The 15,447-nt window shown below is 31.9% G+C and carries 10 protein-coding genes; all 10 read right to left on the reverse strand.

Features of this window, described 5'->3' with window-relative positions; all coding sequences use genetic code 11:
- Positions 1-138 precede the first annotated feature (138 nt).
- Positions 139-498 carry a cupin domain-containing protein gene (locus ACHRVZ_RS20615; protein ID WP_395424909.1) on the reverse strand — a complete coding sequence of 120 codons (360 nt, stop codon included), beginning with the start codon at positions 496-498 and terminating at the stop codon, positions 139-141.
- Positions 499-829: 331 nt separating this feature from the next.
- A complete protein-coding gene (gene uvrA, locus ACHRVZ_RS20620) occupies positions 830-3,661 on the reverse strand; it encodes an excinuclease ABC subunit UvrA (RefSeq protein ID WP_395424910.1) in 2,832 nt (943 codons plus the stop codon).
- Positions 3,662-3,836: 175 nt separating this feature from the next.
- Positions 3,837-5,783 (reverse strand): leucine-rich repeat domain-containing protein, encoded by a 1,947-nt coding sequence (locus tag ACHRVZ_RS20625; RefSeq protein ID WP_395424911.1) that lies wholly within the window; start codon positions 5,781-5,783, stop codon positions 3,837-3,839.
- On the reverse strand, positions 5,783-6,355 hold the full coding sequence (locus tag ACHRVZ_RS20630) for a hypothetical protein (protein WP_395424912.1): 573 nt from the start codon (positions 6,353-6,355) through the stop codon (positions 5,783-5,785). The genes ACHRVZ_RS20625 and ACHRVZ_RS20630 overlap by 1 nt, the downstream gene beginning before the upstream one ends.
- Before the next feature lie 30 nt (positions 6,356-6,385).
- Positions 6,386-6,637: a hypothetical protein gene (locus tag ACHRVZ_RS20635; protein ID WP_395424913.1), complete on the reverse strand. Its 252-nt coding sequence runs from the start codon at positions 6,635-6,637 to the stop codon at positions 6,386-6,388.
- 168 nt (positions 6,638-6,805) lie between these two features.
- A complete protein-coding gene (locus tag ACHRVZ_RS20640; protein ID WP_395424914.1) occupies positions 6,806-9,799 on the reverse strand; it encodes a histidine kinase in 2,994 nt (997 codons plus the stop codon).
- Positions 9,783-10,538, reverse strand: a complete 756-nt coding sequence (locus tag ACHRVZ_RS20645; protein ID WP_395424915.1) for a LytR/AlgR family response regulator transcription factor — start codon at positions 10,536-10,538, stop codon at positions 9,783-9,785. Before ACHRVZ_RS20645 ends, ACHRVZ_RS20640 begins: the two co-directional genes overlap by 17 nt.
- Before the next feature lie 76 nt (positions 10,539-10,614).
- Positions 10,615-12,399 (reverse strand): chloride channel protein, encoded by a 1,785-nt coding sequence (locus ACHRVZ_RS20650; RefSeq protein WP_395424916.1) that lies wholly within the window; start codon positions 12,397-12,399, stop codon positions 10,615-10,617.
- 85 nt (positions 12,400-12,484) lie between these two features.
- Positions 12,485-13,621, reverse strand: a complete 1,137-nt coding sequence (locus ACHRVZ_RS20655) for a serine protease (RefSeq protein WP_395424917.1) — start codon at positions 13,619-13,621, stop codon at positions 12,485-12,487.
- A 110-nt stretch (positions 13,622-13,731) separates the two neighbouring features.
- Entirely contained in the window at positions 13,732-15,417 is a 1,686-nt protein-coding gene (ggt, locus tag ACHRVZ_RS20660; protein ID WP_395424918.1) for a gamma-glutamyltransferase, read from the reverse strand.
- Between the last annotated feature and the right edge of the window lie 30 nt (positions 15,418-15,447).

Consider the following 15,447-nt stretch of genomic DNA (forward strand, 5'->3'; position numbering starts at 1 on the left):
AGACTTTGGGAGAAGGAGCTAGTTCCTGCTGTTCACTATATCTTTTGTGGCGAACGCCTCCACAAAAGGATGCCGTTGCCATCAGGGCTAGGGCATTGATTTTTAGTTGAAATTTTAGATTTTTTAAGAGTATCCTAATTAGTATTTTTGCTCTTCAATTGATCTGGTAATGTCGCTTTTGACTTTTCCGGTGTGTTCAGTAGTTTTGGGTTCGATGAGCATTAATAAACATTCTTCTACCGCTGAAACCCTATGATTGATGCCTTTTTTTACTACAAATAAATCTCCTTTTTTCATTATGAAGGATTGTATGTTTTCAATTTCCATCAAAAGTTCTCCTTCAACAATGTAAAAAAGCTCGTCTTCATTTTCGTGATTGTGCCACGGTAAATCCTGACCTTTTATTTTTGCCACTTTGATATATTGATCGTTTACTTCGTCAATTATTTTCGGTGAAAAATATTGGTTTACGTTACTGAAACTTTCTTTTAGATTCATAGACTTTATCTTAGTTTTTGTCAAAATGAAAAGCTTTGGCAAAAAGGGCGTACTAAATTAAGTCTTTTTTCGAGAATTGTTACAAAAATGTGGATTTATTAATTGAAATGTAACGTTTTTAAAAGATTGTTTTTTGTTTGGTATTCATTATCAGTGGGTTGAATTAATAATGATGTTGTTGTTTTGCAAAGTTCAATGAATCGATTTTAATCTATTTTTGGCAATTGATATCCGCAATATTGTCATCCCTCGTTTTTCGGGATGACAATAATTGTGATCACTTTGTGTGAAATTTTTTTAATCTTTCTCCGAGAATTATTTCAAGAGCTTTTTATTCTAATTCCTTCTTCAAGAATTTAGCCGTATAGCTTTTTTTACTTTTCGCTACTTCTTCTGGTGTTCCTTTTGCGATTAATTGTCCGCCGCCTTTTCCACCTTCAGGACCAATATCGATAATATAATCCGCAAGTTTAATTACGTCCATATTATGTTCAATTACCAAAATTGTATTTCCTTTATCGACTAATTTATTGATGACATCCATTAATACACGAATGTCTTCAAAGTGTAAACCGGTTGTAGGTTCGTCCAGAATATAAAACGTATTTCCGGTATCTTTTTTAGACAATTCTCCTGCAAGTTTAATACGTTGCGCTTCACCACCAGAAAGTGTTGTACTTTGCTGACCAAGCGTAATGTATCCTAAACCAACATCCTGAATTGTTTTTACTTTTCTGTAAATCTTCGGAATCATTTCAAAGAACGGAACGGCTTCATCAACTGTCATATTCAATACATCCGAAATTGATTTTCCTTTATAGCGAATCTCTAGGGTTTCTCTATTAAAGCGTTTTCCTTGACAAGTTTCGCATTCTACATAAACATCTGGTAAAAAGTTCATTTCGATAGTTCTAACTCCTGAACCTTCACAGGTTTCACAGCGTCCGCCTTTTACATTAAAGCTAAAACGTCCGGCTTTGTATCCACGAATCATACTTTCAGAAGTCATTGTAAACAGGTTTCTGATTTCGGTAAAAACCTCCGTATATGTTGCTGGATTCGAACGTGGCGTTCTTCCAATCGGGCTTTGGTCTATGTCAATTACTTTGTCTATATGTTCTAAACCCTCAATCTTTTTATAAGGTTGCGGTTTTTTCACACCATTGAAATAATAAGCATTCAAAATAGGGTAAAGCGTTTCGTTTATCAAAGTCGATTTTCCGCTTCCTGAAACTCCTGTAACACATATTAATTGTCCCAAAGGCAATTCTATCGAAACATTTTTCAGGTTATTTCCAGTTGCGCCGCTTAGTTTTAAAAATTTACCATTTCCTTTACGACGTTCTTTCGGAATCTCTAATTTCATTTTACCATTCAAATATTGAGCGGTAATCGTATTGGATTTCAGCGTTTCTGCCGGAGTTCCAATACTAATGATTTCTCCTCCGTATTTCCCGGCTTTTGGGCCAATATCAATTACATAATCGGCACGTTCAATCATGTCTTTGTCGTGTTCTACGACAATAACCGAGTTTCCAATATCGCGTAATTGTTCTAACGAATGAATCAATTTTTCGTTGTCTCTTTGGTGTAAACCAATACTTGGCTCATCCAGAATGTATAAAACACCAACCAATTGCGAACCAATTTGTGTTGCTAAACGAATACGCTGTGCTTCACCACCAGAAAGTGATTTTGAGCTTCGGCTTAAAGCCAAATAGTTCAAACCAACATTCATCAGAAAGTTCAAACGATCTTTGATTTCTTTAACTACTTCAGAAGCAATTAAAAGTTGTTTGTCTGATAAATTACTGTTCAAATCCTGAAACCAGGCTGTTAGATCGGAAATATCCATATCACATAATTCCGTGATATTTTTCCCGTTTACTCTAAAAAACTGCGCTTCTTTTTTCAAGCGAGAGCCTTCGCAAACCGGACAATTCACTTCGTCCATGAAATCTTTTGCCCAACGCTTTATAGTCGTTGAAGCGCTTTCGTCGTATTGATTTTTGATAAAGTGTGAGATTCCTTCAAAATCAATTTTATAATCACGAGTAACGCCTAAATCTTTTGAGTTTATAGTGAATTTGTCTTTTCCGCCATGCAAAATCATATTCATGGCTTCTTCCGGAATTTTCTCAATTGGATCAGTAATTTTGAACCCAAATTTTTCTCCGATAACTTCTAACTGCTTAAAAATCCAAGATGATTTATATTCGCCAAGAGGAGCAAAACCTCCTGCTTTAATTGACAATTTCGGATTCGGAATAATCTTTTTGATATTTATTTCATGAACTGTTCCTAAGCCATTACAATGCGGACAAGCTCCTTTTGGAGAGTTGAACGAAAATAAATTAGGTTCAGGATTTTGATATGATATTCCAGTTGTCGGACACATTAAATTTCTACTGAAATAACGTACTTCATTTGTATCCTGATCTAAAATCATTAATACATTTTCGCCGTGATGCATGGCTGTATTGATACTTTCTGATAATCTTTTTTGATTGTCTTCGGTATCTTCAATCAACATTCTGTCGACTACAATTTCGATATCGTGTGTTTTATAACGATCTAATTTCATTCCCGAAACCAAATCCTGAACTTCACCGTTTACACGAACTTTCAAAAATCCTTGTTTGGTAATTTGTTGGAATAGTTCGGCGTAATGCCCTTTTCTTGCTCTAATAATCGGTGCAAGAATATTGATTCGTTTTCCGGTAAAATCCTGAATAATCAAATCTTTAATTTGATCGTCAGAATAGGAAACCATTTTTTCGCCTGTATTATAACTGTAGGCATCTGCGCCACGTGCATACAAAAGACGAAGAAAATCATATATTTCAGTAATTGTTCCAACAGTCGATCGAGGACTTTTACTGGTCGTTTTTTGTTCGATTGCAATTACTGGCGAAAGTCCGTCAATTTTATCAACATCTGGACGCTCTAAGCCACCAAGAAATTGTCTGGCGTAAGCCGAAAAAGTTTCAACATAACGACGTTGCCCTTCAGCATAAATGGTATCAAATGCCAAAGATGATTTTCCCGAACCTGATAAACCGGTAATTACAACCAGTTTTTCACGCGGAATAGAAATATCGATATTTTTTAGATTATGAACTCTTGCACCAAGAACTTCAATAGTATTGTCTTTTTCTAACATAATTTTGAGCAAAACGCAAAGTTACCACTTTGATTTGTTCTTTTAGTGCTCGATAGCAAAAGTTTATGTTACAATTAGTAACAAAAAACACTAACTTTTGGTTAGCGTTTTTGTAGATAAAAGACTGTAATTATATGTTTAAATTAAATATTGGTTTTTAAATTTGAAAGGAATGTTACTTTAAAATTACTTTTCTAACAGCGATGCTGCCTTCAATTTGTAGATAGATATAATATAGTCCTTCTGATAGTCCTGATAAATCTATAGTATTTATATTTGAATCTACCTCAAATAAATCAGTTTTAATAAGTTGGCCAATAGAGTTGTAAAGAGATGCCTTCTTTAAATTAATATTTTCTATGTGTAATTCTCCTTTGGTTGGATTTGGATAAATATTAACATTATTGAATGAAGATCCTTCTATTCCTAATGAACAAGTTGTAGAAAAAGATGCTGTTGTGTCTTTTTTTTCATTCCAATTAGTTTTTGAGTAGATTTCATTATCAACTTGAATACAAGTTAAATTTGGGTTTTTTGTAAAATCCAAATAACTATCATTAAGATTTGTGTTTTTCCCATTTTTTAAATTTAAACTAATTAAGTTATTAGAATTGCATCTAAAGTCAGTTAATTCAATGTTTTTCGACACATCTATTTTTTTTATTTGATTTCCATAGCAATGTAAACCAGATAATAATAAATTATTAAAAATATTTAAATCGGTTATTTGATTTTCTTCCAACGATAATGTTTTTAGTTTTATATTTTTACTTACATCAATATTACTTATCTTATTGCCAGATAAGCTTAAATCGGAAAGTGCAATATTTGTTGATACATCAAGCGCACTTAATTGATTAAAACCACAATAAAGAGATTTTAGATTTATATTATTAGAGATATTGAGACTTGTTAATTGATTAAAGTTGCACCATAAATAATTTAAATTAGTGTTTTTATCTACATCCAGATTTATTAATTGGTTTTTATGACAATATAAATATTGAAGATTAGTGTTTTTCGAAAAATTTAAGTTTACGAGTTTATTATCATAACAATCTAATTCTTTTAGATTAATATTTTGTGAAACATTTAAATTGGTTAATTTGTTTGTAGCACAGTCTAATTTTAGTAGTTTAGTATTATTTGATAAATCAAGTGTCTCTAATAGATTTCCAGAACAGCCCAACGACTCTAATGAAGTGAAATCTTCAATGCCTGTTAAATTTTTAATTTTATTACTTGAATTATTATTTTCAATACTTAAAGTTTTGGTCTGTTTAGCATCAAAAGTAAAAATTTTACCATTGAGGCCATCTTTGTCGATTTTTAATGAAATTAATTTTGCCTCGAAATTTAAATCTGGAATTAGTGTATATTCCATACAGTTCCCTTCAAAATAGCTTGCTGAACTTTCTTTTAATCGAAACCAATTAGAAGAGGAGTAAATAGCATCATCAACTTGAATACAGGATAAGTTTGGATTTTCTTTAAAATCTGAATCCATCGATAGGATTCCAGTTTTTCGATTTTTTAAATTCAATCCATAAAGAATGTTTTTATTGCATTTTATGGTGTGTATGTATATATTACTACTTAGGTCTAATATTGTTAATTTGTTTTGAGAACAATTTAAGGATCTTAATTCAATATTTTTGGAAACATCTAAGGTATTAATAGTGTTGTTGTTACAGGACATCGAGTTTAATGCACTATTACTTGCTGTATTTATATTAGATATCTGGTTAAAAGAGAAATCAATAACTTGTAGATTTATATTCTGTGTTATATCTAAACTGTTAATTTTGTTATTGGAGCAGTTTAAATTAGTTATAAAACTATTTTTAGAAATATTGAGATTGGCTAGTTTGTTAGAATTACAATATAAATGTCTTAATAATGTAAAATCTTCGATTCCTGTTAAATTATCTATCAATTTATATGAAATGTCTAAATATGTTATTTTATTAATTTTAGACGTAAGGATCTTGCCATCTGGAGTTTTATCATCGTATCCAAGGCTAATTAAAGCTTTTTCAAAATTAATATCCGGAATTACGGTATATTGTCCATAGGAATAAGTACTAATGAATAATAATATAAAGAGTATTTTTTTTGTCATTATTTTTCGATTATATTTTCGGTAACTTTAATAAATGTGCCTGCTTGTGGAGCAATTGTTTTTATTGCGTTATTAACCAGTCGATTAATAGCTTCCTCATTAAGTCTAAATTCATTAAATTCATATTTTTCAACAAAAGAGTAAACGGGATCAAAAACAGGAATTCCTTTCACAAATAATTGACGTTGAAAACCGACATTTACATATTTGTTTTTTTTACCAAAGATCACATAATCTCTTTCTCCTTCGTAAGTCTCTTTGTATGGAATAACACTTACATAGTAGTCTTTTTGGAATTCTGTGGAGGCATCTTTTTTTCCTTTATCATACGATTCTCGCTCAATAATGACAGATTCTCTTTTTAGTTCCAGAATTTGTTGATTTAAAGTGCTAGTTTTATCTTCTAATTTTTTATTTACTTGATAGTCTATATCTGATTTGACGATATTTAATTCCATTTTTAATTTATCATTTTCATGAGATAATTTACTTTGAATATTTTTAAAAAATATGATCCAAACAAGTGTTGTTAGTACCAATGTGCTAATTATAGCTAGAATGATAATTTCCATTTTTTTTAGTGTTTTGTTTGATTTATTTAACTACAACGTCGGTACATGTTTTCCTTTTCGACTTCCATTTGGATGTCTTGAACATGAATTTCCAGTTAAGTTTGAAATGGAAGATGATGAAGTACCACAGTACTTGCAGCTGTATTTTGTTTTTTCTGATCCTTCGTAAAGTTTGTGTTTCCCTTTTCCTGGTCCAAGTGGATGGCGGGAGCAAGAATTTGCTGTTAAGCTAGAGATGCTTGAACTTTTTGTTCCACAGCATTCACAATAGAAATTGGGCATATTTTAAAATTTTGAGGGTTAGAATTCAAAAATATATGATCACGCCTTATCTAATTATTTTACTTTTTAAAAGCATCTTTATTTAACACGAAAGTATCTTTCTAGACTATAAATGAAAAAAGCACTTGTTAGATCTTAACAAGTGCTTTTGAATTTGGAATGAAGAATTTATACCAAAAGTAAAATAGTTACAGTTGTACCGCTATTTTCGGTAAACGCAATTTCGATTGGGTTTTTTAAGTCTTGTAAAAGCGATAAACGCTCTTTTGTAAGTTGAATTCCTTTTGATGGATGTAGTTTGTTCTTTTTGGTGGTTTTCAGACTCATTCCGTTATCTGTAATTTTACACTCTAAAATAGTTTCGGAAATCATTTTAAAGGAAATTATCAATTTTGGAGATATACTTGACTCATTGAAAGCATGAACAAAAACATTCTCAACAAAAGGCTGTAAAAGCATTGTAGGAATCTTGGTGAAACAGGCATCAACTTCTGGTGAAATTTGAATTTCAAAATCGATCCGATTATCAAAACGCATATTTTCGATCGAAATATAAGCCTCAAGATATTCTATTTCTTCATCAATGGTAATCTTTTGTTTTGATGAGTTTTCTAATGTTTTTCGAATTAATTTTGAAAATTCGCCAATGTAGAGTAACGAGTTGTCAATATCGTTGCTAATAATATAATCCTGAATGGCGTTCATTGCATTAAAAGTAAAATGCGGATTCATTTGGCTCAAAAGTGCTTCTAGTTTGGTCTCGGCAATACGTCGCTGAATAATAGTTCTTTCGTTTGATTTTCTTTTAATTCGTATAAATATGAATACGATCATTACTGATAAAGTAATTATAGCTAATAATACAAACCACCAACTTAACCAAAAAGGAGGTTGGATATGAAGCTGTAAAATCGTGAAAAATTTTGATTTTCCGGCATTCATGTCAAAGACTTCGATTTCTATATTATAGTTTCCGTAGGGTAGGTAGGGTAAGAATAAATTTGTTTTTTCACTATAAGGACTCCAGCGATTATTACTGTTTAAACGATATCTAAATTTTAATTTGTGAGGGAAAGGATGTCCTTTTGGAACAAAATCAATTGAAAATGAATTGTGCTTATAGTCTGAAATTAGTTGTTTTGAATTGTATCGAAACCATTTATAAGCTGACGGTTTAAGAGGGATATTATTAATTGCAATTTTGCTGATTCCAATTTCCGAAACGGTCAATTGAGTTGCAATCAAATGGTTTAGGTCTATTATATAAAATCCTTTTTGAGTTCCCAACCATAATGCATTTTCAAAAATTTGAGAAGTACTTATTCTGCAATCTTTTAAACCTTGCTCTTTATCAATAAGTCTTATAATGCCATCTTTATAAATGTTGATACCTTTTTCTGTACCTATTAAAATATAGTTTTTATATGACTCAAGAAATAAAATTGTGCTCCCAATAATCTGTTTTTTGGAAATTGTTTTAAGGATTTTAAAAGATTTTGAGTCATCAATTATAAAAACATCACCAAATTCAGCCGCTAAAATAAGTTGTCCTTTGTTATTTTTTGTAATGTGTTTGAACTTTTTTTCTTTCCAGATTGCATCAGCCAAATACGATTGAAACTGACCCTTTTCATATACATATAAACCATTAAAGACTGATAAAAGATAAGTCTTGTTGTTGTTGGTTAAAATTTTGACGATGTATTGTGGTGTGTTTTTCTTGAACTTTGAATAATGTGTATTTTTTAAGGTTTTTAAATTATCATAAATACGAACTCCTGCGTAAGTAATAGTTTCGATTAGTTTATTGTCATAACCAAAACCAATTTTTAAACTATGTTTAGGTAAGTAATTAACTATTTTATAATTTTTATCAATTTCAAAAATTCCAATGTTACTATTAATCCATAAAGAATTTTGATTTTTCACGATTTCGTAAAACTCAATTTGATTTGTTGGGATATTAAAATTTAATTCAAAATCGCGTGATTCAGGTGATTGTTTATTTATGATATTTTCCGCTTTTTTACAAAAGCTCATTTCAGTTTTCTTAAATTCATCAAGCGAAATTGAATTTATTATTTCCTGTTTTGAGTTTAGAACTTTTACTCCTGTAGTTTCTAGAATTAATTTATGATTATTAAAATTTTCAAAATCTATAATCGCTTTAGCATTAAACGGATTGTAATCTATTATTTTATCTAATCTTACCTGATAGATTCCATTGTCGTTGGAGCCAACATAAAGTATGTCATTAAATTTATCATAAACGACATTCAGCAGAATTTTAGAGTCAATTCCATATATATTAGAAACATCTCTCATTTTATTTTCTGCAATAGTATAAAGACCTCCATCAGGAGTATAAACGCCCCAGGTTGCTGCAAAAATGGTATTTCGCTTGTCTTTTGCATATTGCCAAACAAAAGATTTTCCAAAATTCTGAGATGATTTATCTCCTTTTAAAATTTTATCAAAATCATATTTATTAATATATGTTTCGTTTCCACTGTAAAGTGTAGAGCCAAAAAGGCCTAATGAATAAGAATTTTTATGTAAGACAACCGGAATGATGCGTGGAGTCGAAGAAGATTCATCAATTTTAAATAAACCCTCAAAAGTTGAAGTAAAATATACAACGTCCTTATATTCAACAAAGGCTAAAGAAATAAAATCTTCTTTGTGCTCAGGAACTTTGGGTGTAATCAGCTTGTTTGTTTTGATATCAATAATAGAAACACCTTGTTCTGTACCAACATAAATTTTGTCTTTGAACGAAAAGACTTTTCTTGTTTTATTGGCTAAAAGTCCGTTTTTGGTTGTAAAAACTGTAAAATTTTTACCGTCAAATTTACTTACACCACCACCGTAACTGGCAAACCACATATTTTCATCTGCATCTTCCGCAATATCCCAACAGCTATTATGTCCCAAACCATTGCTTTCATCAATAGTTGTAAACATTCCGTTCTCCATTTTGGAAACACCATTTTCAGTGCCTATCCATAAAATATTTTTAGAATCTAAAAATAAAGAACGAACGGCATTATTAGGCAAACCATCTGAAGTGGTGAAATTTTTGGAAGGAAAATATTGACCAAAGGCAAAAGATGTGATAAAGAGGAAAAAGAGTTGTAAAATGGTCTTACTTGGTAATCGCATCAATAAGTTCTTTTTTATTGAATGATTTGTCTGAAACTGGAATTTTATCTCCTGAAGTCATTTCGAGAAGAAATTCATCCGATTTGAAATTTTCAACATATTCTCTATTGATCAAAAAACTTCGATGCACTTTTAGAAAGTTGGCAGCAGGTAGCAGTAATTCGCAAGTTTCTTTAAATGATCTTGAGGTATGATGTATTTTATCTGTTGTATGAATGTAAGTATATGAACCCTCTGACTCACAAAATATGATTTTGTTAACCTTAATTACTTCAAACCCTTTTTTTGTAGGAAAAGCAATTTGCTGTTTTCCGGTAAATTGATTGGCAATGTTTTCAGAAAGTAATTGATAGCGATTTATACTATTCTTTTTTTCTAAAACCAAATTAAGTCTGTCAATTGCTGCTTTAAAATCTTGTACGTTAATAGATTTGATTAAATAATCTATTGCACTGTTACGAATGGCTTCAATAGCAAACTCTTTGTGCGCTGTGGTAAAGATTATTTCAAAAGGGATAGTGTCAAAATGAGAAAGTAATTCAAAACCGTTCTGATCAGGCATCTGAATGTCTAAAAAGACAAGATTTGGTGAATGTTTTTTTATTGAAATTAGAGCTGCTGAAACTGAATTGCATTCCTCAATAATTTCGATTTTATCTTCATAATATCGGTTGCATAGATTTCGTAATAAACTACGCGCATGCGATTCATCATCTACAATAATGGCTTTAATTTTCATAATAGACTTTTGTGGTATTTGGTTTATTGTTTTTGGAAAGAAAAGAAATTATTAGGTTGGTTTTCCTAAATTTATTTTACTCAATCGTCATAGATCGCAATTTGGTTCTATAAGCTTCAAGCGCAATAGATTTTGATATGAAACCGTAGTATTTGTCATTTCGCACAACAGGTAGAAATGCTGTTTTAGATTTTTCAAATTTGCTCATTACTATTTCCATGCTGTCAGAAGAGGAAATGGTAGTGGGTGGTGTTTTCATAACATCTTTAATCAGCGTGTATTTTACACGATATGAGTTGAAAATGATTTCGCGAATATCATTAAAATGTACAATTCCAACAAGTTCTTTTTCATTGTTTACAACAGCAAAAACAACCTGATTAGAGTGTGAAATTAAATCGACTAATTTGCTTAGGTTTTCTTCTGGATGTACCGTCAAATAATCACATTGAATAATGGTATCGATATCTAATGTAGATAAAATATTAGAGTCTTTATTGCTTGTGAAAGCGTGTCCTTTTTTCGCTAAACCTTTAACGTCAAGCGAGTATTTTTCAAAACGTTTAGAAATTGCAAAACTAATAGATGACACGATCATAAGCGGGATCATAAGGCTGTAACCACCTGTGATTTCTGCAATCAAGAAAATAGCAGTTAATGGCGCGTGAAATAGTCCGCTCAAAATACCGGCCATTCCAACCATCGTAAAATTACTGATTGGTAATTTTGCTAAACCAATAAGACTGATGAATTTTGAAAAGAAATAACCAACATAAGACCCTAAAAATAATGACGGAGCAAAATTACCTCCATTTCCTCCACTGCCAATAGTTAGTCCTGAGGCGAATACTTTTACCATCATCGTGCATCCAACAAAAAGAAGTAAAATCCATTGGTTGTTTCTAAAATCTCCAAACAATGTATTGTCTAATATTTTTCCCGGATCAGCTTCAGATAAGGTTTTAATACTTTCGTAACCCTCACCAAAAAGTGTTGGAAAAATAAAAATAAGCAATGCTAATAATGAAGAACCAATTAAAGCCTTTTTATAAGGTCCAATTTCTAATTTAGCAAAGTAATGTTCTACTCGTTGAAAATTTCGGGCATAGTAAACAGCCATAAACCCAGTTAAAATTCCTAAAAGAACATAAAATGGAATATTATGATAATTAAATGCTTCTTGTTTTTTGAAGGATAATAAGATAGTTTCGTCTAAAACAATTGCAGAAACTAATGCTCCGGTTGCTGCCGAGATCATAATAGGAGTAAAGGCAGAAATACTAACGTCGACCAATAAAACTTCAATTGCAAAAAGCACTCCTGCAATAGGAGCGTTAAATGCTGCTGCAATTCCGGCCGCAACACCGCAGCCAATTAGTAGAGTTCGATCTTTATAGGCTAGTTTATAATTTTGGGCATAGTTAGATCCAAATGCGGCTCCTGTAACGACAATAGGACTTTCTAAACCAGCAGATCCTCCTAATCCGACCGTTAACGAACTGGTCACAATTTGAGCATACATTTGTTTTCTCGGAATGATACTTGCTTTTTTTGCAACGGCATATAATATTTGCGAAGTCCCTTTTTCGATCGTTCCGTTAAGTACTTTTTTTACAACAAAAACAGTAAGCAAAATTCCGATAATTGGCAGAATACTGTTGATAAAACTTAATTTTAAAATTCCGTTGATATAAGTAGCAAAAGAAAATACACTATGTGCAAAAGTCTTTAGGATAATTACAGCCAAAGAACAGGAAATACCAATTAAAACACTTGATAAAAAAATAAATTGCTTTGGGGTCATTAACGATTGAGCCAAAGCGATAATGCTTTCTAGTTTTCTAAAATATTTTTTTAGCATTCGGGTTTTTAAAATTAGGGATATTGCAAATTTAACCTTTTAATCCATAAAAGTTAAATAATAAAATCAGTTGTTTTAAAAACAATTATTGAACTAAAGAGGCAGCATGTTTTGCTACAATTCCAAAATTGTATCCTTGAGCTTCGTCAAATCCTGCATAATTAACAGCAATCAATTGCCCGCATTCATTAAAAACCGGTGATCCACTTGCTCCGTGTGTAGAGGTTACGTTGTATTGTATGCTAACTCCGTCAGATTCTTTATTAATTTGACCTTCGTAAACTTGTACTTTTATTCCTCTTCTTGTATTGGCAAGAGTCATTCCCATTGGGTAGCCAATTAAAATAGCATTTGTCCCCGGTTTTAAAGTTGAATCATCAATAACGGCAGTATCTAAATCAACAATATTTTTAACAGATCCGGGTAATGTTTCACTATCCAATTGTAAAACGGCAACGTCAACTTCGTTTCCATCAGCGATTTTATAGACTTTGCATTTTAACCAATCTTCTTTAGAACCATGTAGCGCAACACTAATTTCAACTGTTACAGGAGTAATTTTAATATCATCTACACTTACATATTTCACTTCTTTTACTTGACTTGGTTCAACGGTAGTTTCAGGAGTGCTAGTCGCAACTGTTGCCGTATTTGTTGCTGTAGAATCTACAGTAGAAGCAACAGCAGCAGGGGTTTCTTCTTCAGAGTCTTCACCTTCTTCCCCTTCTTCAGAATAATAGTCGTTCCAATTTTTTTCAATTACAGACTTGTAACTTCCTTCACTTATAGAATCGGGAAGAACTGCCGCAATATGCTCTTTTATATAATCGTAAGAAGTGGTATTATCGGTTGGGTATTGCCAAGGTTCTGCTACGTGGTGATTGGTTACAATTTTCCCATCTTCTGAAACAAAAAAACCTGTTCCGGATATTGTCTTTGGCTCTAAATTAGTTTCTCCTACTTCAAGTTGAAAAGGTTTAGAACCTTTTATTGATATTTCGACCGTATAAGTGTGTTTTACTAAAACAACAGCATCTTTAAATTTTTCGTAAATTTCTGTCTGACCATTTAGACATACTACTTCTTTTTTATTGTATTTCGCCCAAATTTTAGGAATGAAAATGATTCCAAGTACTGCAATAACAGCTACTGCAGCTCCAATTTTAATATTTCTTGATTTTTTGCTTGGTTGTTTTTCTTCTGAAAACGATTCTTCCGACATATTGGTTTTGTTTAGTTTGGCGCAAATTTAGTAAAAAAAATACTCCATTTTTTTAAAAAACAATATGTCGATAAATTTTTTCTTAGCTCGTTGTTATTTGGTTTTATAATTTAGAAACCAACCGCCGTATCATCTCCACGAAAATCAGCTCCACCTTCAAGAGATTTGTTAGGTAAAACTAAAATGCAATCTAATTTACCAATTACCGGAGTTGTTTTTTCGTTAATTAAATAGCCTTTTGCTTTTAGTTTATCTATTGTCGTATTACTAAATGCATTTGGTTCGAATGTAATTAAATCCGGCAGCCATTGATGATGAAAACGTGGTGCATTTACAGCTTCCTGCATACTTAAATTATATTCGTACACATTTAAAATCGCTTGTAAAACTGAAGTAATAATAGTGGATCCACCCGGAGAACCTACTACCATAAATAATTTTCCATTTTTTTCAACAATTGTTGGTGTCATCGAGCTTAACATTCTTTTTTGTGGCGCAATACTGTTGGCTTCATTTCCAACTAAACCAAACATATTTGGAGATCCTGGTTTAGCACTAAAATCATCCATTTCGTTGTTTAAAAAGAAACCCAATTCATCACAATAATATTTAGAACCAAAACCATCGTTTATTGTTGTAGTTGCCGCAACAGCATTTCCTTGTGCATCTACAATAGAATAATGCGTGGTTTCAGTACTTTCATTGTACGTTACTTTTCCCTCTTTTATTTCAGATGATAAACTGGCTTTTTCAATATTAAAATTTGACATTCTATCTTTTAAGTACGAATCGGCCAGTAAAGCGTTAATCGGAATTTTGACAAAATCAGGATCACCTAAAAACTGACTTCTGTCTGCGTAAGCTCTCCTTTCGGCTTCTACAATTACCTGAATAGATTCATCTGTATTATGTCCCATTTTGGATAAATCGTAAGGAGCAATCATTTTCATAATTTGCGCCAAACAAATTCCACCACTGCTTGGAGGCGACATTGATGTGATTTTTAATTCTTTATAATTAAATTGTAGAGGTTTTCTCCATTTGGCTTCATAGCTTGCCAAATCTTTCATTGTAATAATTCCGCCTTTCTTCTGTAGATAATCTACTAGGATTTTGGCTGTTTTGCCTTTGTAGAATTCGTCTTTTCCGTTTTTTAAAATTCTCTTTAAGGTTTCAGCTAATGCAGAATATTTAATAGTATCGTTTTCTTTAAATTTTCCTGCCATTAATGTATTCGGACCATTTACTTTTACAATTGCATCGTGATAAGCTTCAAGTTGCTTTTGCTGTTTTTGAGTTACAATAACACCTTTTTCAGCAAGAGCAATTACAGGTTTTAAAATTTCGGACATTGGTAATGATCCCAGTTTTTTATGCACAGCAAATACTCCGGCTACAGTTCCGGGAACACCTATTGCCAAAGCTGTTTCTGTACTTTTGCCCTTAATTACATTCCCGTCTTTATCTAAAAACATGTCTTTTGTTGCAGCCAGAGGCGCTTTTTCGCGATAATCTAGCGATCCCACTTCGCCATTGGCTTTTCTATAAACCATAAATCCGCCACCGCCAATGTTTCCTGCATAAGGATAAGCGACCGCCAATGCCAATTCAGTACCAACCATTGCATCAAAAGCATTTCCGCCTTTTTTCATAATTTCGACACCAACTTTAGAAGCCTCTGCGCGAGCCGAAACCACCATGGCTTTTGTAGCAACTAGTCCGGTTGGTTTTATAGGAGTTTGTTGCGCAGTACAATTAATATAAATTAAGAGCAATAAAAGTGTTGCTTTTTTCATGTTCAGTGAAATTTTGAGGTAAGATATTGT

Source organism: Flavobacterium sp. FlaQc-57, from assembly GCF_044007395.1.
Taxonomy (GTDB): Bacteria; Bacteroidota; Bacteroidia; order Flavobacteriales; family Flavobacteriaceae; genus Flavobacterium.

Coding starts and splice junctions, on each gene's coding strand:
- ACHRVZ_RS20625 (WP_395424911.1), bottom strand. CDS start 5,783: ATGACAAAAAAAATACTCTTTATATTATTATTCATTAGTACTTATTCC.
- ACHRVZ_RS20640 (WP_395424914.1), bottom strand. CDS start 9,799: ATGCGATTACCAAGTAAGACCATTTTACAACTCTTTTTCCTCTTTATC.
- ACHRVZ_RS20615 (WP_395424909.1), bottom strand. CDS start 498: ATGAATCTAAAAGAAAGTTTCAGTAACGTAAACCAATATTTTTCACCG.
- ACHRVZ_RS20650 (WP_395424916.1), bottom strand. CDS start 12,399: ATGCTAAAAAAATATTTTAGAAAACTAGAAAGCATTATCGCTTTGGCT.
- ACHRVZ_RS20645 (WP_395424915.1), bottom strand. CDS start 10,538: ATGAAAATTAAAGCCATTATTGTAGATGATGAATCGCATGCGCGTAGT.
- ggt (WP_395424918.1), bottom strand. CDS start 15,417: ATGAAAAAAGCAACACTTTTATTGCTCTTAATTTATATTAATTGTACT.
- uvrA (WP_395424910.1), bottom strand. CDS start 3,661: ATGTTAGAAAAAGACAATACTATTGAAGTTCTTGGTGCAAGAGTTCAT.
- ACHRVZ_RS20635 (WP_395424913.1), bottom strand. CDS start 6,637: ATGCCCAATTTCTATTGTGAATGCTGTGGAACAAAAAGTTCAAGCATC.
- ACHRVZ_RS20655 (WP_395424917.1), bottom strand. CDS start 13,621: ATGTCGGAAGAATCGTTTTCAGAAGAAAAACAACCAAGCAAAAAATCA.
- ACHRVZ_RS20630 (WP_395424912.1), bottom strand. CDS start 6,355: ATGGAAATTATCATTCTAGCTATAATTAGCACATTGGTACTAACAACA.